This window comes from Streptomyces diversicolor, from assembly GCF_057537855.1.
Genome location: NZ_BAAJXA010000036.1, coordinates 18,216 through 40,666 on the forward strand (window position 1 = coordinate 18,216; position 22,451 = coordinate 40,666).

General features: G+C 69.2%; 18 protein-coding genes and 2 pseudogenes. 8 read left to right on the forward strand and 12 right to left on the reverse strand.

Annotated elements, in window-relative coordinates; genetic code table 11:
- Positions 1 to 332: 332 nt before the first annotated feature.
- Positions 333 to 752 (forward strand): hypothetical protein, encoded by a 420-nt coding sequence (locus AC27LF_RS33525; protein WP_479663332.1) that lies wholly within the window; start codon positions 333 to 335, stop codon positions 750 to 752.
- Between the two features lie 109 nt (positions 753 to 861).
- On the opposite strand, the gene AC27LF_RS33530 is transcribed toward AC27LF_RS33525, so the two are convergent.
- On the reverse strand, positions 862 to 2,370 hold the full coding sequence (locus AC27LF_RS33530) for a monooxygenase (RefSeq protein WP_479663331.1): 1,509 nt from the start codon (positions 2,368 to 2,370) through the stop codon (positions 862 to 864).
- Positions 2,371 to 2,435: 65 nt separating this feature from the next.
- On the opposite strand from AC27LF_RS33530, the gene AC27LF_RS33535 reads away from it, so the two are divergent.
- Complete coding sequence (locus AC27LF_RS33535) at positions 2,436 to 3,098, forward strand: TetR/AcrR family transcriptional regulator (RefSeq protein WP_479663330.1); 663 nt, start codon at positions 2,436 to 2,438, stop codon at positions 3,096 to 3,098.
- A 454-nt stretch (positions 3,099 to 3,552) separates the two neighbouring features.
- A pseudogene (locus AC27LF_RS33540) lies at positions 3,553 to 4,275 on the forward strand (globin domain-containing protein); the annotation flags it as partial.
- Between the two features lie 20 nt (positions 4,276 to 4,295).
- Here the strand turns inward: AC27LF_RS33540 and AC27LF_RS33545 are convergent.
- Positions 4,296 to 5,497, reverse strand: a protein-coding gene (locus tag AC27LF_RS33545) for an IS3 family transposase (RefSeq protein WP_479663329.1) whose coding sequence is annotated in 2 segments (ribosomal slippage) — positions 4,296 to 5,212 and positions 5,212 to 5,497 — 1,203 coding nt in all. Because the reading frame shifts where the segments join, the coding sequence is not laid out codon by codon here.
- 55 nt (positions 5,498 to 5,552) lie between these two features.
- On the opposite strand from AC27LF_RS33545, the pseudogene AC27LF_RS33550 reads away from it, so the two are divergent.
- From AC27LF_RS33550 to AC27LF_RS33560, 3 genes and pseudogenes are all read left to right on the forward strand, one after another.
- Positions 5,553 to 6,065: pseudogene (locus AC27LF_RS33550) on the forward strand (ferredoxin reductase domain-containing protein); the annotation flags it as partial.
- Between the two features lie 46 nt (positions 6,066 to 6,111).
- Complete coding sequence (locus AC27LF_RS33555; RefSeq protein WP_479663328.1) at positions 6,112 to 6,399, forward strand: hypothetical protein; 288 nt, start codon at positions 6,112 to 6,114, stop codon at positions 6,397 to 6,399.
- 197 nt (positions 6,400 to 6,596) lie between these two features.
- A complete protein-coding gene (locus tag AC27LF_RS33560; RefSeq protein WP_479663327.1) occupies positions 6,597 to 7,034 on the forward strand; it encodes a hypothetical protein in 438 nt (145 codons plus the stop codon).
- A 78-nt stretch (positions 7,035 to 7,112) separates the two neighbouring features.
- Here AC27LF_RS33560 and AC27LF_RS33565 read toward each other — a convergent pair whose 3' ends face one another.
- The 10 genes from AC27LF_RS33565 to AC27LF_RS33610 form a co-directional block, all read right to left on the reverse strand.
- Positions 7,113 to 8,339: a glycoside hydrolase 5 family protein gene (locus AC27LF_RS33565; RefSeq protein WP_479663326.1), complete on the reverse strand. Its 1,227-nt coding sequence runs from the start codon at positions 8,337 to 8,339 to the stop codon at positions 7,113 to 7,115.
- A 144-nt stretch (positions 8,340 to 8,483) separates the two neighbouring features.
- Positions 8,484 to 10,109 (reverse strand): FAD-dependent oxidoreductase, encoded by a 1,626-nt coding sequence (locus AC27LF_RS33570; protein WP_479663325.1) that lies wholly within the window; start codon positions 10,107 to 10,109, stop codon positions 8,484 to 8,486.
- Between the two features lie 132 nt (positions 10,110 to 10,241).
- Positions 10,242 to 11,201, reverse strand: a complete 960-nt coding sequence (locus AC27LF_RS33575; RefSeq protein WP_479663324.1) for an acetylxylan esterase — start codon at positions 11,199 to 11,201, stop codon at positions 10,242 to 10,244.
- On the reverse strand, positions 11,158 to 11,394 hold the full coding sequence (locus AC27LF_RS33580; protein WP_479663323.1) for a hypothetical protein: 237 nt from the start codon (positions 11,392 to 11,394) through the stop codon (positions 11,158 to 11,160). Before AC27LF_RS33580 ends, AC27LF_RS33575 begins: the two co-directional genes overlap by 44 nt.
- 55 nt (positions 11,395 to 11,449) lie before the next feature.
- Entirely contained in the window at positions 11,450 to 12,352 is a 903-nt protein-coding gene (locus AC27LF_RS33585; protein WP_479663322.1) for an NAD-dependent epimerase/dehydratase family protein, read from the reverse strand.
- Positions 12,352 to 13,647 carry an enolase C-terminal domain-like protein gene (locus tag AC27LF_RS33590; protein WP_479663321.1) on the reverse strand — a complete coding sequence of 432 codons (1,296 nt, stop codon included), beginning with the start codon at positions 13,645 to 13,647 and terminating at the stop codon, positions 12,352 to 12,354. Before AC27LF_RS33590 ends, AC27LF_RS33585 begins: the two co-directional genes overlap by 1 nt.
- 76 nt (positions 13,648 to 13,723) lie before the next feature.
- The gene (locus tag AC27LF_RS33595; protein ID WP_479663320.1) at positions 13,724 to 14,662 is read right to left on the reverse strand and encodes a carbohydrate ABC transporter permease; all 939 of its coding nucleotides are present in this window, start codon (positions 14,660 to 14,662) and stop codon (positions 13,724 to 13,726) included.
- Positions 14,659 to 15,618: a carbohydrate ABC transporter permease gene (locus AC27LF_RS33600; RefSeq protein ID WP_479663319.1), complete on the reverse strand. Its 960-nt coding sequence runs from the start codon at positions 15,616 to 15,618 to the stop codon at positions 14,659 to 14,661. Before AC27LF_RS33600 ends, AC27LF_RS33595 begins: the two co-directional genes overlap by 4 nt.
- Positions 15,615 to 17,078, reverse strand: coding sequence for an ABC transporter substrate-binding protein (locus tag AC27LF_RS33605; RefSeq protein WP_479663318.1), 1,464 nt, complete (start codon positions 17,076 to 17,078; stop codon positions 15,615 to 15,617). Before AC27LF_RS33605 ends, AC27LF_RS33600 begins: the two co-directional genes overlap by 4 nt.
- Positions 17,079 to 17,211: 133 nt before the next feature.
- Positions 17,212 to 19,986, reverse strand: coding sequence for a sugar-binding protein (locus tag AC27LF_RS33610; RefSeq protein WP_479663317.1), 2,775 nt, complete (start codon positions 19,984 to 19,986; stop codon positions 17,212 to 17,214).
- A 182-nt stretch (positions 19,987 to 20,168) separates the two neighbouring features.
- On the opposite strand from AC27LF_RS33610, the gene AC27LF_RS33615 reads away from it, so the two are divergent.
- Positions 20,169 to 21,191, forward strand: coding sequence for a LacI family DNA-binding transcriptional regulator (locus AC27LF_RS33615; protein WP_479663316.1), 1,023 nt, complete (start codon positions 20,169 to 20,171; stop codon positions 21,189 to 21,191).
- 273 nt (positions 21,192 to 21,464) lie between these two features.
- Entirely contained in the window at positions 21,465 to 22,448 is a 984-nt protein-coding gene (locus AC27LF_RS33620; protein ID WP_479663315.1) for a LacI family DNA-binding transcriptional regulator, read from the forward strand.
- The last annotated feature ends 3 nt before the right edge of the window (positions 22,449 to 22,451 follow it).

Consider the following 22,451-nt stretch of genomic DNA (forward strand, 5'->3'; position numbering starts at 1 on the left):
CCGCGCGGCCGCATGATGTCCGACTCCCCCACTGGCCGGACACCGAAGTCCGGCCAGATGCCTATGAACGGCTGGTCAAGGTGTGAGCGCCTGTCCCCCCGTTGCGGCTTCCCGAGCGAGCACATTGCTTCGGGTACGGAATGTCAACTACGTGAGCACCGACGGTCAAAGACATCATGGGGAACATCCGCGACAGTGGGCGGACGGCTGGCGCCAGCCGGCACGAGCGGAGACAACGGGGCATGCGCATGCTCCTGGTACCCCACGAGAAAGGAGACTCCACGATGCGTTCATGGTGTCGCCCGAAAGCCGGTTGGAGAGCGAGCCTGTCGATGACGACCGCGGGAGCGGCCGCTCTCCTCCTCGTCTTGGCCCTGCCCACGACAGCTCATTCGGCAGCGTCGTACATACTCGACTGCGGCACCACCGGGGCAACCGGCTATGCGGCGGTCAGCGGGCAGTACGGGCTGAACGACCCTCGTTCCAGGGGGCAGGTGTGGACGGTCACTCTTCAGGTGAAGGACACCGCTTCCGATGGTCACCACGTCCGTATCCGTCTACTGACCCGGAGATACGAAGCGCTCAACGCCATTCGCTACTGGACGTGGCACCCCAACTATGACGGCTACGGCACGACCAGGACGTTCAACACCACGGCGCAGGACACCGTGGACGGCGTCGGCGGCATCGGCATCGAAGCCGCCACCTTCGAAGGCACGCGGCGACTCCACTACTGCACCGACTGGGCCTGACGACCGACCACACCGCGCCGCGGCCCGCCCCGAAGACGGAGCGCGCGATTCGCCCCGGAGGTAACGCATCGTATGGACATGAATGGCCATGACCAGGTCCTTGCGGCGCTCAGGAGGGCGTTCCGGCCCAGGCCGTCAGCGCCGCGCGCCGCTCGTCACGGCGTGCGGTGATGTCGACGGTGCGCGTGGCCCAGGCGATGTGGCCGTCGGGGCGTACGAGGACATCGGTCACTCCCTCCAGGTCCGTGTGGTCGTCCCGCTTCGTGACGGTGACGGCGGTGACGCGTGATCCCCAGCCCGTGGCGGCCGCACCGAGTTCCGGGTCGGCCGCGAGAGAAAGGTGGACGAACCGGCCCTGGTGCAGCAGTTCGTAGACCCGCACCGGCTCCGATGCCGCGGTGGTGAGCCCCAGATCGGGCATCCGCGCTCCCACCAGCGGGTCGGCCCCGGGACTGGCCGGCGGGTAGGCGGTGCCGAGCGCGGAGACCTTGGCGGCGAGCTTGCGGTTGACCTCTTCCACGCGCAGGAGTTCGTCGAAGAGTTCACGCAGGGCCGCGGCGGGCCGCCGGTACTGCGGGACAAGCGTCAGCTCCGCGAGCAGCGTCTGCACCTCGGTGTTCTCGGTGACCGCCCGGCCGACCGGGTTGCGCTCCTCGTCGTAGCTGTCCAGCAGCCCGGGCGGGGCCCAGCCGTTGACAGTGGCGGCCAGTTTCCAGCCGAGGTTCATGGCGTCTTGCAGGCCGGTGTTGAGTCCCTGGCCCGCCGCGGGGAAGTGAAGGTGAGCGGCGTCGCCGGCCAGCAGGATGCGGCCCGCACGGTAGCTCTCCGCGAGGCGGGTGGCGTTGCCAAAGCGTGAGAGCCAACGGGGCTCGGCGACACCGCAGTCAAGGCCGCAGATCCGGATCAGGGACTCACGGAACTCCTCCAGGGTCACGGGCTCACGGGCCGGTACCCGCATCCGCTCCGGATCCACGAGGACCAGCCGGGTCAGACCGTCCTCCAGCGGCGCGACCAGGACGCCAGAGGCCCGGGCCGCGCCGAGGACCGCCGGGTCGGTGTCGATCACGGCGAAGTCGCCGAGCACACCGGTGAGCGTCTCGTCCGTGCCCGGGAAGCCGATCCCGGCAGCCTCCCGCACCCGGCTGCGTCCGCCGTCGCACCCGACCGCGTACCGGGCACGGACGCTGTCGACACCCCCGGGACCCCGCACCTGCACCTCGACGCCGTCGCCGTCCTGGCTCACAGCGACGACCTCATGACCGCGCAGGATCTCCACACCCAGCTCGCGGGCCCGCTGAGCAAGCAGTGCCTCGGTGCGTGCCTGGGCGATGAAGAGCGTGTAGCCGTGCCGCGAGTCCAGCGCGGAAAAGTCCAGATGGGTGGGGAGCTGGGCGAAGTGCCAGCCGGGCACGGTCCGGCCGAGCGGCAGGAACCGGTCGACCAGGCCGCGCTGGTCCATCAGCTCCAGGCTGCGCGGATGCAGGGTGAGTGCCCGCGAGTTCCGCTGCGGCTCCATGCGCCGCTCCAGGACCCGGGTGCGCACACCGGCCAGCGCCAGCTCGCACGCGAGCATCAGCCCGGTCGGTCCCGCGCCTACGACGATCACATCGACGTTCATCAGAGTTACCCTCCCGCATTTCGTGAACAGCGTTCACGCGAACGATGTTCACTATAGTGGGGCGCATGAGTTCCCCGTCAAGCCCGACCCGAGGCCGCCCCCCGCGACTCGACCGTGCACGCACCGTGCAGACAGCCCTTGACCTCCTGGACCGGTCAGGGCTCGACGCATTGACCATGAGACGGCTCGCAGACGCGATGAACGTGCAGGCCGGCGCGCTGTACCGCTATTTCGCGACCAAGCAGGACCTGCTGACGGCGATGGCGGAGCGCATGATGGAGGGCGTCGCGGATACCGCCGCCGAGGCACGCGGAGGCGACTGGAGCGAACAACTGGCCGCCCTCGCCCGTGCGATGCGCGCGGCCCTGCTCGCCCGCCGCGACGGTGCACGGGTGTTCGCCGGCACCCACGCGACAGGAGCGAACACCCTGAACTTCGCCGACACGGTCGTAGGCGTGATGCGCGCGGCAGGCTTCCCCGACGACGACGCGGCGCGGGCGCTCCATGTCATGGCCAACTTCACCGTGGGCCACACATTGGAGGAACAGGCCGCCCTCCTGCCGGGAGACGGAGGCCCGGCGGACCCGGGCCTCCTCGCCGACGCGGTGGCAGCCGGGACCTACCCACACCTCAAAGCCGGCCTGCCCACGCTCACCAGCACCGATTTCACCCGGCTCTTCGAATTCGGACTGGACCTGCTCATCGGGGGACTGAGAACGCGACGCTGAGCCCCAGCCGACACGCCCCCGCGGCGCGGGCAGCCCCGCCGCGGCGCTCGCGAGGGTGTTCAAGCACCAAGGCGCACCAAGACCGTCAGTCAGCCCAGGAGACACATGTCACACCTTGTTAATTGGAGTCTGCAATGCCAATTAACTACGATGCCACTGTGCGACTCACCAAGTACACGGATTCAGCACCGCGAGCGGTCGTGCGCCTGACGGTCGTCCACGAACAGGCGTCGCTTCCAGCAGATCGCCGGTGCCCGGCGGGTGCCGTACGCACACACACCGAAGGCGGTCATCCGCCCGCAGCAGTTCACGGTCGCCGACCTGGCCCGCTCCCCCACCGGCCCGCTTCCCCCTCCCTCCGTGGCACCTCGCGCAGCTGAATCGCGCCGCGTCCACTCGCAGGCGCGTGAGCAACGCCTTAAATATGCATCTGAGATGCCAGATAGGAGCTGTCATGCTCTCGGCACAAGCCGTCCCGGTCGTTCGCGCCACTCTTCCGGCCGTGGGAGCCTCCCTCGGCGCCATCACCGAGCTGTTCTACCGGAACATGTTCGAAGAGCGTCCGGAACTGCTGCGGAACCTCTTCAACCGGGGGAACCAGGCCAACGGCGCCCAGCGTGAAGCACTCGCAGGCGCCGTCGCGGCCTTCGCCACCGAACTGGTGGAACGTCCCGGTGAACGTCCCGACGCCATCCTCAGCCGCATCGCCCACAAGCACGCCTCGCTGGGCATCACCTCCGATCAGTACACCCTCGTCGGACGCCATCTGCTGGGCGCCGTCGCCAAGGTCCTCGGTGACGCCGTGACCCCCCAGGTCGCGTCCGCCTGGGACGAGGTGTACTGGCTGATGGCCAATGCCCTGATCGCCATGGAGGCACGGCTGTACGCGCAGGCCCAGGTCGAGAACGGCGACGTCTGGCGCGAGATGGAAATCGCCGAACGCACCGAGGAGTCCCCGGACGCCGCCTCCTTCGTCCTACGCCGTCCCGACGGACTGCCCACCGAGCCCTTCCTGCCCGGGCAGTACGTCAGCGTCCAGGTCGAACTCCCCGATGGAGCACGGCAGATACGCCAGTACAGCCTGTCTGCCGCTCCCGGTCACAAGACGTGGCGCATCACCGTCAAGCACGAGCGCGGTGCCGGCGGCCAAGACCCCGAGGGTGAAGTCGGGCCTTGGCCCCGAATCCTGGACACGGGTTATGCGGCTGGTGCCAGCGTAGTTGATGTTGTTTCGGACGCTGCCTCGTAAGCGATCGGGCTGCGGTATCCGAGGCGGGAGTGACGGCGTCGGGTGTTGTATCGGTGCAGCCAGCGGAACGCTTCGAGGCGGGCTTCGCGCTCGCTGGACCACTGCTTGCGATCCTGGAGCGTCTCGCGTTTGAACGTCGCGTTGAAGGACTCGGCGAGTGCGTTGTCCGCCGAGCTGCCGATCGCGCTCATGGACTGGCGGACGCCGGCTTGGCGGCAGGCGTCGGCGAACGCCTGGCTGGTGTACTGGGCGCCGTGATCGGTGTGCATGACCGCTCCGGCGAGGCTGCCGCGGGTGCGTTCGGCGGCGGCCAGGGCGTCGATGACGAGATCAGTGCGCATGTGATCCGCGATCGCCCAGCCGGTGAGGTGGCGTGAGGCGAGGTCGATGACGGTGGCCAGGTAGAGGAACTTCCCGCCGTCCACGGGGAGATAGGTGATGTCGCCGACGTACTTCGTGTTCGGCTCGTTCGCGGTGAAGTCGCGGCCGATCAGATCCGGGGCCTTCGCCGCGGCCGGGTCCGCGACCGTGGTGCGGTGCCTGCGACGCAGCCGCACGCCTGCCAGGCCGATGCTCCGCATCACCCGCGTGATCCGCTTGTGGTTGATCCGCTCGCCGTCGTCGCGGAGCTCGGCGGTGATCCTGGGGACGCCGTAGGTGCCGTCCGACTCACGGTGCACGGCCCGTATCCGTGCAGCGAGAGCGGCGTCGGCCGCCTGCCGGGCGGACCGGTCCGCAGCGGTGCGGCGCCAGTAATAGAAGCTGGAGCGGGCGATGCCGAGGATGGTGCACAGCCGCTTCACGCCATAGCGGCGCTGGTGGTCGGCGACGAACTGGAAGCGGTTCACCAGCGCGTCTCCCCGGCGAAATACTTGGCCGCCTTCCGCAGGATCTCGCGTTCCTCCTCCAGTTCGCGGACCTTCTTGCGCAGGGCCGCGTTCTCCGCCTCCAGCGGCGTGGGCGGCTCGGCAGGCGCCTCCGCCCGGCGTCCCCGCGGCCGGCTCGCTCCGGCCGCCCGGACCCAGTTCCGCAACGTCTCCGGGTTCACCCCCAGATCAGCGGCGACCGACCTGATCGTCGCCTCCGGCCGCGACTCGTACAACGCGACCGCGTCCGCCTTGAACTCCGGCGGATAGTGCTTCATGACCACGGGACATCCGTTCTCCTGGACTCAAGATCCAAGTCTCTCGGGTGTCCAAGATCCGGGGTCAAGCCCCGTCTCCAGCCGGCTCCACACCCACGCCCGCCCCGGCGACATCCTGAATGTCTCCCTGCCCTTCGGCGACCTGGTCCTCCCCCAAGGGGACGGCCCGCTCCTTCTCGCCTCCGCCGGCATCGGCATAACCCCCATGCTGTCCATGCTGGACCACCTCGCCGACTCCTCCCCCCACCGTCCCGTCACCGTCGTCCACGCCGACCGCTCTCCCAGCCACCACGCACACCGCGAGGAGCACACCGAACTCGCCCAACGGCTTCCCAACTCGGCCATGCACCTGTGGTACGAAGCCGACGCGGAAGAGATCAAGGAACCCCGCGTGCGGGTGCGTGAAGGCCGCGCGGACATGACCACTCTCGCCTTGCCCGACGAGACGACCGCCTATCTGTGCGGCCCGCTGCCGTTCATGCAGGCCGTTCGCGGCGCGCTGCTCGCCCAAGGTCTCCACCCTGCCGCCATCCGCTACGAGGTGTTCGGCCCCGATCTCTGGCTGAGCAAGTAACCCAAGGCCCTGCGGTGCCATGGAAGGTGCGCCCCGTGCACGCGTCTTGCAGTGGTTCACGCTCCCCTTTGAGACAAGGCATGAAGTTGGGCATCGGGTCGGCGGCTGTAAGTGGGGTCTGATCTGGGAATGCCGGACGTGGGAAGCGGTCGTCGCCGTCGACGGCACCTACCTCGATGTCCCCACCCGCTCCCTGCACGAGGGCATGATCGTCCTGCTGGGCCGCGGCCTGTCCTCCGACGCCTTCCTGGCCACGGTCGCGGACACCGGCGCCGCGTTCCATGACCTTGGGCGAAAGCCCCCGGCGGTGGGACTTCACAGTGCTGCGACGTAGCCCCTGCTACGGGCAGCCGCGGTGTGCGGTCAGCTGTTTCGAGCTTCCTTCCAGGTTTTGCCAAGGTCTGTTGTGCATCTTCGAAGCAAGAACAGCACCCCACTTCCGCCCCGGCGAGATTTCTGCACCGGGGGGAGATCACCGTGTCGGGAGGATTGGTACACATGCTCGGAACAAGGAAAGCGGTAGTCGTTCTCGTGGCAGCTTCCGCGATGACACTGACGGCCAACACGTCTGCCTCTGCCGATGACGAGGGGTCGGAATACGCGGCTTGGTATTCGGCCGGCCCGGCTGCTCCGCAGGGCACGATCTGCGGCCCGACAGATCTCGACGACAACAGGGCATGCTTCCGCAAGTACGGCGACCAGTGGTTTATCTATGACGGATCCGCCGGGGGATGGCCCTCCGTCGACTGGGAGAACCAGCTCGTCGACAAAAACGGGGTCTGGCACAGCTACCGTAGCGGAGAATGCGTGAACCCATGGCCCTACGACAATTGGGGTGTCTGCAACAAGGACTATTACGAATCCTCCAGCCTCAACAAGCTGGGGGGACGGGGCAGTCAGGTCCGCTTCAGGCTGTGCCAGGACGGAGGCTGCACCAGGTGGTCGGCGTGGATCGACAACAACGGCTGATCGCTGCGACCAGTAGTCCCGGGCCGCAGGCCATGGCATGGACCCGGCTTGCCGGCGGGCGATGTTCGACTGGACAGATCACGAAACCGCACCGGAGTCGTGGATCTCGGTGATGCCGCGCTCGGCGAGATGAGCGGGGTCGTCCTGATGGCTGGAGCGGACAATCGCGGGACGTATGCCGTCGTCCACGAGCGAGAAGAAACGCTCGGCGAAAGCCCAGTCGGGGGCTCGGGTGTCGTCGAGCACAAGCGCGGTGCTGCGGGCGGCGGGTGTGGGCGGCTGCTCGCGATGGCGGGCGATGAGCGTGGCCAGGCGTCGCCCGGCGGGCTTGACCTGGTTGTCGACGGTGAGCAGGCCAAGGTCGTACTCCAGGTCGGCGAACCCGGTGAGCCCCCGGTCGACGTCATGGGAGCACCACCAGGTGACCCCCCACAGCTGGTCGCAGCTGAGGGCGGAGGCGGTGAACGACTCGGTGAAGTCCACGACGGCGGCTTCGGGGATCCACTGGGGTGCCACTCCGAACTCCTGCAGCCACACAGGGCGGTGGGGATCGCACTGGAACGCCTTGGCCAGTTCGATGAGGTATTCGCCGAGATGGTGTGTGGCGGTGGACGGATACCCGTAACGCTTGAGAGCTCCGGTGAATTCGATCCAGGCGTGCACAGGTGTGACGCTGCCGGTCCGGGCCAGAACCTCACGGCTGAACGGGGAGGAGTCCGTGAGCCAGGGCGCGTGGTCGAATCCCGCGACGTGCATCCGCCCCGGCGCGATGGCCTCGCAGTGGTCCAGCAGACGTCGGGTCCACGCGTCTCCCTCGGCCGCGGTGATGCCGTTGCCGGGGTAATGAGCCAGCACATTGGGTTCGTTGGCGATGTCGAACCCGAGGAACCGGGGGTGCTCCGCGATCCGCTCGGCCATGGCGGTCAGCAGATCGAGCTGCGCGGTGACGGCCTCGGGATCGGTGAACAGGTTGACGCCTTCGTGCTGCCAGGCGGGTCGGAAGTAGAAGCCGCTGAGCCACCCGTTCAGGACGGTGACACTGACGTCGAGGCCGCACTCGTCCGCGAGTTCCAGCAGTGAGCGAAGGCGGGTGAGCGCGGTGGCACTGATGTGTCCGGGGTTGGGCTGGAAGACCGGCCACAGGCAGTGGATGCGGATGTGGTCCATGCCCAGGCCGGCCATGGCGCGCAGGTCGGCGGCGACGGCGGACGGTTCCCAGTCCAGCCAGCTGTACCACCAGCCGTGCGACGGAACGTAGTTGACGCCGAACCTGGTTGTTCCGATCGGGGATTGGGGCTCGCTCATGGCTTGCGGGTTCTCCCATGACGTCTCAGGTGAAGGAGGAACGGAGGGGGTGCGGTCGGTTCGCCGGCGAGGTGGTGGGCGAGGTGTCAGCCGGCGTTCGACGAGGTCGCCGGTGGCGTCGGTGCGCACGAGCTCACGCGGCGTTCACTGTTCGGCGGTCCTGATGTGTTCGGGCCAGCCGAGTTGGAATCCCAGCGTGCTGGTGAGCACCTGCTGGAACGCTTCGCGTCGCGCCGGATCATTGCGGACCGCGCGGGGCGTGGTGCGGGTGTTGAGGCAGTGCGCGGCCAGGGCCCCGGCGGCCTCGCCGATGGTCCACTCCACGGGGTGGAGCCGGTAGCAGCCGTTGGTGATGTGTGTCGTCCCGATGTTCTTGTTGGCCGGCAGCAGGTTCTCGACGCGCTGGGGTATCAGCGCACCCAGCGGGATCTGGAACGGGTAGTCGGCGATGTCGATGTACGAGCCCGGCCCGTCGGGACCGCCGGTGCTGGGATGCAGGTCGATGCGGTACGAGCCGACGCCGACGGAATCGGCGAAGATCTCGGAACCGGCGGGCAGCCCCGCCTTCTTGCGCGCCTCGACGCCGACGTGCTGTTCCAGGACCGTGAACTCGGCCCGGATTCGGCGTGATTCACGGATGTAGGGGCGCAGGGCGAGACCGTCGGTCGTGCCCAGTACGTCATCGCGCGGCCGCAGACCTCGGTAGCCGGTGCCGCCGTCGAGCCGTGGTGCCTCGGTCTGCATCCAGTACAGGAAGGAGAGGCTGTGCTGCCGGGAAGCCGCCAGGTGGCGCTGCCGGGTCTCCTCGTCGACGCCGGTCAACGGCCCGGCCATGTAGTCGACCTGGGGCCAGTTGACCAGGGTGATGTCGCTCTTGTAGCGGCCGGGTGTGTGGTGGGCCGCGCTGAAGATGCGGCGGTAGTTCCAACGGTCGGGTGCCGCATGGCCGCGTGGTGAGTCCACGTGCTCGAACAGCGCCTGATGGCGTGGGGCGAGCGTGCGCGGGTGCACGTCCTGCCAGGAAAGCAACGGGCCCGGCCAGCAGTTCGGTCGGTAGTCGCGCCAGAAGGCGTAGTCGGCCGGTCGGTCGATCGTGTGGTCCTCGTCCGGGTGGTAGTCCATGGCGAAGCACCAGGTGAAGGACTGCTGGTCCAGCGGGTTGGCCGGCCCGTCCGGTGCGTGCGGTTCTCCGGTTTCCTCGCGGCTCTCCGCTCCGGTGACGTGTTCGACGCCGGCGAGTTCCAGGAGATCGCCCAGCTCCGTCGCGTCCAGGACGTAGGGGGCGCTCACGGTCAGTTCGGCACCGGTCACCCGGGAGCGCAGGGTCACGGCGCTCACCCGGTCCCCGTCGGTCTGCGCGGACACCGGTGCGTGCTGTTCCCGTACGGTCACCTGGGCGTCGGACCGGTACGGCGCCAGCAGTTCCTCGATGGCCGCGACGCCCACCCGGGGCTCGTGGCAGATCGCGCTCACCGCTCCCCCGCCCGGGTTCAGCAGCGGGGCCGTGCGGGCGTCCTCGTCGAGGTCGTAGGCGCGGCGGTAGAAGGCGCGGATGTTCTCCCGCAGGCGTCGGTAGCTGCGCGTGGCACCCTGCTGCTCGATCCACGGATGTTCGTCGGGGGGCACGGCCTGTGATGTGATCTGGCCGCCGAGCCATGGCGACTCCTCCGTCAGCACGACCCGACGCCCGAGCCTCGCCACGGCGAGCGCCGCGGCGACACCGCCGAGACCACCGCCCACCACGAGGACGTCCGTCTCCTGCACGGTCATGGGGAAACCTCTCGATGGGGCCCGCGGCGCGCCGCGTCACGTCCGGCAGCGGCGGCCTTCTCGCGGGACGGCACAAAGGGAAGGGGGCCGGCTCCGCGCCCGGGGCGGAGCCGGTGGTGACGACCGCGTCCGTCAGAGCAGGGTCGTGGCCAGGAAGCTGATCTGTTCAGCCGTCTGATGGGCGCCTCCGCCCTCGTGGCCGTTGAACTTCCACACCTTGATCTCCTTGTCCTTTCCGGACCAGCGGTGATACGCCGCGAAGACCGTGGAGGGAGGGCAGACGGGGTCCATGAGCGCCACCGAGAACAGCACAGGCGCGGTGGCACGAGCCGCGAGATTGACCCCGTCGAAGTAGTCGAGCGTGCTGAACACCTGCTCCTCACTGAGCCGGTGCGAACGGCAGTAGGTGGCGATCTCCTTGTACGGGCTCCCGTCGGTGATCTCCACTCCGCGCCGGAAGTGGCACAGGAAGGGCACATCGGCGGTCACCGCCGCGATGCCCTCGCTGAGCCCGGCGGCCGCGATCGCGATACCGCCGCCCTGACTGCCGCCGTGCAGCGCGATCCGCTCGGGGTCGACACGCGGATGCTCCCGCGCCGCGTCCACCGCACGCACGGCGTCGGTGAACAGCCGCCGGTAGTAGTACGTCTTGGGTGAGGTGACGCCGCGCGTCAGAAAGCCAGGGGTGGACGGTTCGCCCGAGGGATCCGGGTCGGGTGTCACCGCATGGGCGAAACCCCCGCTGCCCTGCCCGCGGTTGTCCATCACCAGATGCGCGTACCCGGCGGCCGACCAGGTCAGATACTCGTGCGGCAGACCCCGTCCACCGTTGTAGCCGATGTACTGCACGACGCACGGCAGCCGCCCCTCGGTGTTCCGGGGCAGCAACAGCCAGCCGCGCACCGGCTGTCCGGCGAATCCGCTGAAGGTCATGTCGAACACCTCCACCGTCCGCAGGCCGCTGTCGTACGGCTCGAACCTCGTCGGCGCGGTGGCGGCGCGGGCCGCGTCCAGCGTGCGCTGCCAGAACGCGTCGAAGTCCTCGGGCTCACTGGGATCGGGCCGGTAGGCCAGGAGTTCCGGCAAAGGCATGTCGACAAACACAGGCGTTCTCCTTCATGGTCTCGGCGAAGCCGGTCTTCCGCGGGCCGACCGGATCGTCGTGGAGGCCGGTGGCCTCCACCCCTCGGTGACCGATCCCGGCGAGCCGGGCCAGGGTGCCGCCGCGGCCCTCGGCGAGGGGGTCACGCAACGAGTAGAGCTGAACCCTCAAGGGGGAGGTCATGGAACGGGTGTCTCCAGATCTCTTGATCTTTACGGGGAGAGGGGAACAGGCGTCGTCAGCCCGCGGCCGCCCCGAGGGGGCGTTCGTCGAGATCGGTCATCGCCCGTGGGGTGAAGCCGAGGAGCCGGGTCGCCGCCGTGGTGTCGATCGGCGTACGACGTCCGGGGATCGGCCGACGCAGCGGCGTGTCAGGGTGGTAGGCGGCGATCAGTTCCTGTGTGGGGTAGGGCGCGAGGATGTCCGGGGCCGCGGTGAACACGGCGTGGAAGCCGGTCAGCGGCTCGGTGACGGCATGCCACGCGGCCTCGGCCGCGTCGTGCACGTCGAGGTAGGCCCAGGAGTCCGCGGCCGCCACACCCGGGTCGTTCAGGGTCGCGTTCAGCCGCTGTGCCAGTCGGGCCTCGTCGGAGACGAAGGGGTAGCGGATGGCGACGATGCCCATGCCGTGCCGCCGGGCCATCATCTCCGCGGTGCCCTCGTCGGCCTGCTTCGAGAGCGCGTACGCGTCGGTGATCTGTACCGGTGTCCGTTCGTCGATCGGGTAGTACGCGGGATGCAGCCTCGTCGGAGCCCAGGGGATGCCGAGGATCGAGTAACTGCTGGCGATCATCGCCCTGTTGACCCCCGCCTTCCCGGCCTCCTCCAGCACGACGAAGGTCGCCCGGGTGTTGCCGAGGTACACCTCCAGCGGCGTGCCGTGGTGCGGCGAGGGCCGGGCCGCGAGATGGATGACGGCCTCCACGCCCTCCAGGGCCGCGCGGACGGTGGCGGGATCTCCGGCGTCTCCGGTGACCACCCGGTCCACCGGCAGGTCCCCGGGGTCGTCGAGCACGAGCGCGGTGGCCTCGACTCCCCGTGCACGCAGCAGATCGGTGACGGCACGTCCGACCATCCCGGCGGCGCCGGTCACCAGGACCCGTCGCGGCCGATGTGCCTCGCTGTCGGCGACGTCACGCATCACGGGGCCTCAAGTCCGCCGTCGGGACGACGGACTCGCGCCGCCCACTTCTCGTGCAGGAACTTGGTCGGCGGGTACTGGGCCGCCGCCTTCTCGTCCAGGTCCACACCCCAGCCGGGCTCCTCGGACGGGCTCAGACAGCCGTCGTGCACGACCGGGGTGCCCGCGAAGACCTCGTGTGTCGCGTCGTTGTACTCGTGCGATTCCTGGAACCCGAAGGCGGGGGTGGAGATGTCGACGGCCAGGTTCGCGGCGACGCCGACCGGGGAGATGTCGCCGGGCGAGTGGAACGCGGTCCGTACGCCGCACAGTTCGGCCAGCGCCACGACCTTGCGGGTGGGGGTCAGGCCACCGATCGAGGAGGTGTGCAGCCGGAGCAGGTCCACGCCGCCGTCCTTCACCAGCCGGGCGGCGTCGGCCACCGATCCGATCTGCTCCCCCACCGCGATCGGCACCGGCGAGGCGGCGCGGACCTCCGGGAGCCGGTCGTAGTGCTCGGGCGCGATGACGTCCTCCAGGAACGAGAGCCCGTACGGCTCAAGGGCCCTGGCCAGCACCACCGCCTGCTTGGGAGTGAGGCGGCTGTGCACGTCGTGCATCAGGTTGATGTCCTGCCCCAGCCGCTCGCGGGCCGCGGCGAACAGCGCGGGTGTGCTGCGCACATAGCGTTCGGCGTCCCATCCGTCGGGGTACGGCGAGCGGGGGTAGCTGCCCGGCGTGCCCGGTGCTCCGTAGGCGCCCACGCCCGGCTGGCCCGTCTGCAGGCGGACGTTGCGGTAGCCGCGTGCGATGTACTCCTCGGCCTGGTCCAGGGTGGCCTCGATCGTGGGAGCCGCGGCGTGTGTGTAGACCTCGATCGCCGCGCGGGCACGCCCGCCGAGCAGTTCGTGCACCGGCAGGCCGGCGCGCTTGCCGGCGATGTCCCACAGCGCCTGGTCGACACCGGAGAGCGCGTTGTTCAGCACCGGCCCGTTGCGCCAGTACGACGAGTAGTGCACCAGCCTGGTGATGTCCTCGATGTCGGCGGGGTGACGGCCGATCACCAGGGGTGCGACATGTCCCTCCACCGCGGCGACCACGGCCTCGTAGCGCTGTGTGAAGGTGGCGCAGCCGAGCCCGTACAGGCCGTCGTCGGAGGTGTCCACCCGCACGACCACCAGGGGTAGGCCCTCGGGGGCCGTGACGATCGCCCGTACTCGGGTGATGTGCAGGCGGTCGCGGTGTGTCCACGGTGGGCTCGCCTGCGGGAGTGCGCCGGTGGCGTCCAGCAGGCGGTTCGGATCGTGCCCGGTCATGTGCGTCCTAGGTTCTGTGAGGTGCGGGTCCCGCGCAGGGGTGTCCGTCGCGGGCTCTTCGGTTGCGGTTCGGGGCTCAGCCCTTGGAACCGGTGTCTCCGCCGACTCCGTTGACCACTTGCCGCTGGAAGACGACGAACAGCAGCAGGGGCGGCACGCTCGCCAGGAGGAGCCCGGCGATGAGCAGGCCCTGGTCGGATGTCTTGGCGATGGTGGGCAATGCCACGGCGATGGGTTGCTTCTGCGGGTCGGTGAGGGCGATCAGCGGCCAGATGAACTCCTTCCACGACGCGATGAGTGTGAACAGCGACACGACGGCCAGGACGGGTCGGGACATCGGCAGCACGATGCGCCACAGCAGGGTGAGCGGTCCCGCGCCGTCCACCCGTGCCGCTTCGTACAGTTCGGTCGGGATGCCGTCGAAGAAGCGCTTGACGAGCAGCACGTTGAACGCGTTGGCACCGGCGGGCAGCCAGATCGCCCAGAACGAGTTGATCAGGTTCACGCCGAGTCCGGGCAGGTGCTGCGCCGTGAGGTAGAGCGGGACGAGACTGACCGTCGCCGGCACCAGCAGGGTGGCCAGGATCATGGCGTACATGACCTTGCCGTAGCGGGGTTTGAGCACCGACAGCGCGAAGCCCGCGCTGGTCGACACGGTCAACTGGACGACCAGGCAACCTGCCGCGAGATACACGCTGTTGAGCAGGTAGCGGCCGATCTCCAGACCACTGAGTGCCTCGCTCAGGTTGCCGAAGCGGGTCTCGGAGGGCCACAGCGACAGCGGATGTGCCACGATGTCGCTCGACGGGGAGACCGCCGCCTTCAGCATCCACAGGATCGGCCCGGCGCAGAAGGCGATCAGGAGGAACAGGACGACGATCTCGGTGGTCCGCAGCCCGATCCCCACCACGGGCCGCCGCCGGTCGTGCGGCGAGACCAGCCGGCTCAGCGGCTCGGTGCTCCTGACGGGCCGCTCGGACGTGTGCCGCGTGCCGTCTTCGGTGATCAGGCTCATGGAGTGCTCCAGCGGCGGGTGGACCACAGGTACACGGCGGACAGCACGCAGAGCGCTGCCGCCAGCATCAGCGACATGGCGCTGGCCGCGCCGTAGTCGCCGTCGATGAAGGCATAGCGGTAGATCAGGAGGAGCACGGTCACGGTGGCGTTCTCGGGGCCGCCGTCCGTCATCAGGTACGGCTCGGCGAACACCTGGAGCGTGCCGATGAGTTGCATCAGCAGCAGGAGGAGCACGGTGCCGCGCAGGTGCGGGAGCGCGATGTGCCAGATCCGGCGCCAGATGTGCGCGCCGTCGGTCTCGGCGGCTTCGTACAGCTCCGACGGCACGCGGGTGAGTGCGGCCAGGTAGATGAGGGTCGCCGATCCCATGCCGGCCCAGGTCGATTCGAGGACGAGGCTGAGCATGGCCGAGTGCGTCGACTGCAGCCACGGGTAGGGGCCGAGGCCCACAAGGCCCAGCACCTTGTTGAACAGTCCGTGGTCCGGTTCGTAGAACATCTGCCACAGCAGCACGCCCACCACCGGCGGCAGGATGACCGGCAGGTACACGAGGTACCGGTAGAGGCCGGCGAGACGGCGCACCGTCGACATCTGCACGGCCAGCAGCAACGGCAGTGGGAAGCCGATGACCAGGGCGAGCCCGGCGAACAGCAGGGTGTTCTGCACGGCCGTCGCGAGCAGCGGGTCGTCGAGGACGCGCTGGAAGTTGCGCAGTCCGACCCACTGCGCCGGATCGACCAGGTTGGTCTGCTGGAAGGACAGTTCGAGTCCGCGGACCAGCGGCCACCAGGCGAAGTAGCCGAAGCAGACGAGCGCGGGCAGCAGGAACGCCAGGGCCACCAGGTCGTTGTGCAGCCGGCGGCGTGCCTTGCGGGGCGGCGCGTGACACGTGGCGGTCTCCGTCTTGCGGACCGACCCGCCGGGCGGGCCGGTGCGCACGTCGAGCGAACTCACTGCCCGCGCTCCAGGTCCGAGGACACCTGCTGGGCGGCCTTGTCAAGGAGCGCTGCCGGATCGGCGTCCTTCTTGGTGAGAACGGCCTGGACGACCGGGTCGAGAGCCGCGTACACCTTCTGCGCCGCCACCGGCGGCTCGGTCAGCAGCTTGAGCTTGGAGTTGCCGTCGACGTAGGGCTGGAAGTTGCCCAACGGCACGTTGATGTAGGGCTTTCGGGCCGCGACGACCTGCTGCTGCACCTTTTCGGAGAAGGCTGCGACGTGCGGCACCCCGATGAGGATCTTCGGGTCGGCGGAGGTCAGCTTGTCGCGCTTCGCCGCCTCCTTGGGGTCGTACTGGGCCTTCACGTACTCGGCGAGGATCCACTTGACGGCTGCCGTGGTCTGAGCCGCGGTGGCCTTGGCGGTCACCATGACGACCGAGCCGCCGAGTTGGGTGGCGTTGCCGCCGTCCTGCGGCATGGCTCCGGCTCCGAAGTCCTTCAGCTTGCCGCCGTACTGCTGCACGATCGGCCCGACCGCGTTCGGCCCGTCGATGTACATGCCGACCTCGCCGGCGGCGAACCGGCGCTGGACGTCCATCTGGCTCTGCAGCTGGTTGCTGCCCATCGAGTTGTCCACGAAGCGCATGTCGTGCAGGAGTTGGAGGGCGTCCCTGGTCGGCTTCCCGGTGAAGGCCGGGACGTACGTGTCGCCCTGCTTCTTCTCCATCGTTCCGCCGCGCGAGTAGGTGTACGACGTGAGGTGCCATCCGCCGGTGTTGGTGGTGGTGGTCTCGGCGTACCCGACCTTGCCCGTCCTGTCATGGATGGCCTTCGCGGCCCGGCGGACTTCCTCCCACGTCGTGGGCGGCTTGTCGGGGTCAAGACCGGCCTCGGCGAACAGGGCGCGGTTGTAGACGAGCCCCATCGTGTACGCGGCGCCGGGCGCGGTCAGGCCGTAGACCTTGCCGGTGGCGGCGTCCTTGGTGGGTGCCAGCAGCTTCGGGTTGTACTGGCTGTACTGGGGCCAGGACGTGAGGTCGGAGGTCAGGTCCTTGACCTGGCGTCGGGCGATCAGTCCCTGTGGCTCGGTGAGCGGGGCCGTGAACACGGTTTCCGCGCTGCCGCCGGCCAGTTTGGCGGCGAACGTCTGGGCGTCCCATGTCGCGTCCGTCGGCTTGATCGTGATGTCGGGGTTCGCCTTCTCGAACGCGGCGACCCTGGCCAGGAACGCCTTCCGGCTTGCGGGATCGCTCTTGGGCGGCAGTCCCTGCACCGTGATGCTCACCTTGCCGTCGCCGCTGCCGGCGGAACAAGCGGCCAGGGAACCCACGAGCGCGCAGGCCATCACGACCCCGACGGCCCGGACGAAGGAACCGCGCTGCACGGGGTGGCCCTCGCCGTCCTGCGGATGCGACAAGTCCGTCGGGCCGTCGAGTCGCCGGTCGCGGGCGGACGTTGTCCGGTGCGAGTTCATGTCGTGCTCCATACGTAGGTGGTTGTCGTCGAGTAGGGGTGATGGCGCGGGGAGGGACGAGGAGCCGGGTGACGGGGCCCGTGGCCGTCAGGGGCGGCGGGCCCCGTCGGCCCGTTCGCTGCGGGTGGAGGGGTCAGGGGCTCTGCGGGTGCAGGGCGTGGAACTTGGCTGAGTCCTTGTCGTCGGCGATGCCGCCGCCCCAGGTGACCCAGCCGAGCCGGGTGGCGCCGTCGGCGTCGTTGACCACGAGGGACGACGAGAACAGTCCGTCGGATGCCTGGGGCCCGCCGAGCGAGGCCCACGGCAGGGCGATCTCGTACGTGGTGGTGTGGGCGTTCTCGTCCCGGGACACGGCGACCTCGGCTCCGTCGACCGAGGTGCGGGCGGGCTCCGCCGGGTCCAGCCAGCGGTGGAGCTGGGGGCCGGACGGGGTGAGGGCGGCTCCTAGCTCGTTCCAGGTGGTCTGCTCGCCGGGGCCGCCGCGGGCGACCGTGACCTGCAGCGAGTCGCCCTGCCAGATGTCGGCGCCGGAGCTGGTCTGGTGGTGGACCGGGTCGGAGACGACGGCCGTCACATAGAGGTGGGTGGCGTCCGCGTCGTACCAGGCCCTGCCGCCGAACCCGCTCGGCCGTGCGGTGCCGGACGTGGTGGGGACGAACTCGGCCGCGTCAAGGTCGATGCCGGGCTGTGCCTTCACGGCGGCGTCGACGGTGCCGTCGACGTCCACGCTCGTACGCGGGACGGTGGTGATGGCGTCCCGGCCCAACGGGCGTAGTGTGCCGCTCGCTTGGTATGTCGTGCCGTCGTTCATCGTGGCGGTGGCCGACCATGTGGTGTCCGAGGTGAGAGCGGGCAGTGGTGCGGTCAGTACGGCGGCTGCCTTCGCCGCCACGGAGGTGCCCTCCAGGCCGGAGCCCGTGGTGCTGCCGATCTGCCAGGTCACGCTCTTGATCTCGGCGGCCGTGGACGCGGCGTTGGCCACGCTCAGGCGCAGCGACTGCTTGCCGTCGTCCGATACGGCGTGAGTACCGTCGACGCTGATGGGGGGCCGTACCGTGCCGGTGGACGACAGGCGCAGGAACGGTCTGCCGTCCATCGTGACCGCCGCCCGGTAGACGACGCCGGCCGGGGTCGGCTGCGCCGGGAGGGAGAGGTCGACGTCACGGCTGGCTCCGGGCTCGACACGGGCGACGGCTGATGCGCGGCCCACCGTGAGGCGGAACTCGTGAGCCTTGGCGGTGTCGGGGTTCTGCACCGTCCAGTGCGCCGTCGCGGTTTCGCCGGCGACGGCCGGTTCGACAACGAGCTTGTCCGCGGTCCGGGTGGGCGCGCCAAGGGCTCCGCGGATCCACACGGGAGAGGTTCCGGCCTGCACGGTGATCTTGCCGTCGACCGGACTCACCACCCGAGAGGCACCGCCCAGGTCAGTGACCACGACGTTCCCGGTGGCGCCGGGGAAGGACAACGTGGTGGCCTTGTCCGCCCACACCGCCTGGACGCGTCCACCGTCCGCGGTCTGGAAGCGCAGGTCCGTGACCCCGCTGGGCGTGGTGACGGGCGCGAGAGGCTTCGCCCCCGCCAGTTGGCGTGTCGCGGTCGCCCAGGCGGCGTAGGCCGGCTTCGGCGTGTGGGCGCCGAGCGCGTTCGTCCCGCTGTGCATCAGCCCGAAGTTGTGCTCCGGGTTTGACGGGTCGTCACCATCGTCGATGAAGTCGTAGGCGTAGTACTTCGCCACGTCGTGGAAGGTAGCGATGGCGGCCGCCTTGGCCGTGTTTCGTGCTTGGTCGGCCTCGCTCACGGCACGCACGTCGCTGCCGGTGGGCCAGCCGTCCTCGGTGATCCACAAAGGCTTGTCGGCGCCGTTGTGGTACGTGCGTACCAGCGACTGCACCGCTGTGATCTGCGCTCCCAACCCGTCGGCTGACGCAGGCCAGTTGTAGGGGTGGGCGATGACGGCGTCGACGTAGTCCAGGGCGCCCTTCTGGAACGTCGTCTCCAGCCAGGACGTCGAGAGGTTCGCCACCGCAGGACCGAGCACCGGGACCGACGGATCCGCGGCCTTGATCGCGGCCGACGCGGCCTTCAGCAGGGCGACGTAATGGTCGGGATCCCTCGTGGAGTTGTTGCCGGTGCCCACGTCCCACTCGTTCCAGACCTCGATACCGGCGATGTGCGAGCCGAACTCCTTGGCCATGCCCGCCGCGTACTTCGCGAACGCGGCACGTCCCGCGTCCGTGGTCGGCCCCTGACCGCCGTCGTAGAGACTGTTGCCGTAATCGGCGATGAGCAGCGGTCGGATGCCCTTGGCGAAGAGGGGATCGAGGTACGTGTGCGCGGCCGTCCAGTCCAGGACGCCCTTCGTGGTTTCGGCTCTGCTCCAGAACACCTCGTCCCGTACGGTCGTGGCCCCGCTGGGCAGGATGAGCGCCTGGGTGGAGGTGTCGCGGCCGAACGCGTAGTGCGTCGCGACGCCGAAGCGTCCGGTGCCCGAGGGCTGTGCCGCCACGGTGGCCAGTGTGGTCGACGCCGTCTCACCGGAAGCGCCGGTCGCCTTCAGCGAGTACCACCCGTTCGGAACGTTCGCGGGAATCGTGATGGTCGCGGCGCCGTCCGACGGGGTGGCCGAGCCGGTTCTGACGGTGACACCGTCCATGTCGCTGAGGGTCCAGCGGACCGATGTGCCGGTGGTGTCGGCCACGATGGTGCGGGGGACGGACGGCGCGAAGATGTTGCCCGTCGTCGTCTGACTGAGCGTCAGCGTCGCCGCTTCGGCTCTCGGAGCGCCTTCGGCGGAGCCGAACGGCGTCATGACGTATACGACCGAGGCGGTCAGGGCCGTGCAGAGGGCGGCCGCGAGGCGCGCGGCTCTTGGCGGAGACGGACGTGTGGAGCGGACGGAACTCCTCATGACTGGTCCTCAAAATGTGAGACCTGACGGGAAGATGAACGGCTCAAGCAGGGGCAAACGTTTGCCCCACGGATGCTGCGCCGCGCACTCCCGTACTGTCAAGACCTCGTCGCACGGTGGTAACCTCATCCGATGTTTGTGCCGGCAGCAGTGGTCCACTCATCCACAATCACGGTGGTTCCATGGCCCCATCAGTGACATTGCACGATGTGGCGGCCCGTGCGGGGGTGCACTACTCGACCGCTTCCCGTGTCCTCAACGGTCAGGGAAAGGTGTCACCCGCGACCCGGGAACGGATCCTCAAGGCCGCCAGTGACCTGGACTTCGTGCCCAACGCGCAGGCGCTCTTCTTCGCTCGCGGCACCAGTCGCACCTTCGGCGTCCTGACTCAGGATGCCGCCGAGACGTTCGCGTTGCCGACCTTCGGTGGCGCCTCACTCGCCCTCGGCGCACACGACATCGCGATGCTGCACTACGACGCGAGCGGAGACGCCTCGGCCCTGGAACGCGTCACGGCGCGTATGCGCTCGCGCCAGATCGAGGCGCTGCTCGTCCTCGGCAAGGGCCCCGAGCAGCCGCTCGACGTGCCCACGGGCGGCCTTCGGGTGCCGGTGGCATTCGCCTACGCGATCTCGGCGAACCGGAAGGACACCAGCTTCGTCACCGACGGCGTCGGCGCCGGACGCATGGTCGCCGACCACCTCCTCGACCTGGGACGAAGCCGCTTCGCCCATGTCACCACCAGCGGTTCGATGGCCGCACAGCAACGGTACAAGGGCTTTGTCGAGCGCCTGCGTGAGCGGGACACGCAGATGGTGGTCCGACGGGCACTGCGTGGAGACTGGAGCCGCGGCTGGGGCGAGGAGGCCGCACGCCGCCTCTTGCCGCGCGTCGGCGAGCTGGACGCGATCTTCTGCGGCAACGACGCGATCGCTCTCGGCGTCGAGTCCGTCCTCACCCGTCACGGTGTTCGCGTGCCGGACGACATCGCTCTCGTCGGATACGACAACGCGGAGGGGCACGGCTGGCCCGGCGAGAAGTACCCGCGCCGGCAGCACCTCACGACCGTCGATCCGCGGCTCGGCGAGATCGGCCGGTGCTCCGTCGAGGCGTTGGTGGCGGCGGCGACAGGGGCCGCGCCCCTCCCCGGTGGGCCCCAGCCCGTGCCGGGCGAGCTGATTCTGGGCGCGACCACCGCTCCCTGAGCCTGAGCCTCGTGTCGGCCGTGATCACGGCCGACACGAGGCTCGTCGGCAGTGGGCTTGAGCGCAATGAAAACGTTCCCGGGATTCTCTGTACGGCCCTGCGTATGCGGCATCATGCATGTCCATCGTGCATGAATACCCCGGCTGTGTCAGGGTAGTTGAGCACACACGGCGTCTTGACACTGCTGAAAACGTTCGCAAGGATCCTGCGCATCAACCACATGCCGGTCCGGAGGGATCCTCCGGCCGCGGTGAGGCGGCGAGGAGCCCTGCGTGCCAGTCACGATCCGCGAGGTGGCGAGCGCCGCCGGTGTCTCGATCTCCACGGTGTCCCGCGCCTTCACCGCGCCCGAGCAGGTACAGCCCCGTACCCGGCAGCGCGTTCTCGACGCGGCGGCCACCCTCGGCTACGTACCGAACCCGGCGGCCCGCGTGCTGCGTGGTGGCGGCACCGGGACGCTCGGCCTGATCGTCCCGGACATCGCCAATCCCTTCTTCCCGCCGATCTTCAAGGCGATGCAGGCGCGTGCGCGTCGTACCGGCCACACCGTCCTCGTCGCCGACACCGACGAGCGGGAGGCCGACGAGCTGGAGACCATCGCCGCCGTGTCCAAGCGGGTCGACGGCCTGGTGCTGTGGGCCTCCATGCTCTCCGAGGACCGGCTTCGCGAACTCGCCGGTCGGATGCCGGTGGTGTCGGTGAACCGTCGCGTCCCGGGGATTCCCGAGCTGCGCATCTCCCTGTCCGCCGGAGTCTCCCAAGCTGCCGAGCACCTGCGCGCCCATGGCCACCGGCGCTGTGCGTTCATCAACGCCGCCCGCCCCGAACTGAACCGCGGCAAGTCCGTCCACCAGTCGTTCGATGCGCTCGGCATGTCCGTGGTCGAACTCGGCCCGTACCAGCCGCGGTTCGAGACCGGTGTGCACGCGGCCACGCTCGTCGCCGCGCACGAGGTCACGGCGGTCCTCGCCCACAACGACCTGGTCGCGCTCGGCGTGCTGCACCAGTTGGCGAGCCTCGGCATCGCGGTTCCCGGCGAGGTCAGCGTCATCGGCATCGACGACACACTGCTCGCCTCGGTCTCCTCGCCCCACCTCACCACCATCCGGATCGACCCCGAGGAACTCGCCACCCGGGCCGTCGAACTGCTCCTGGACACGATCAACGGCCGTACCGGCAGCGGCCCGAGCCCCTGCGTGGAGATCGGCTCCCGCCTGGTTCCGCGTGCTTCCACCGGTCCCGTACGCGCGCGCTGAGCG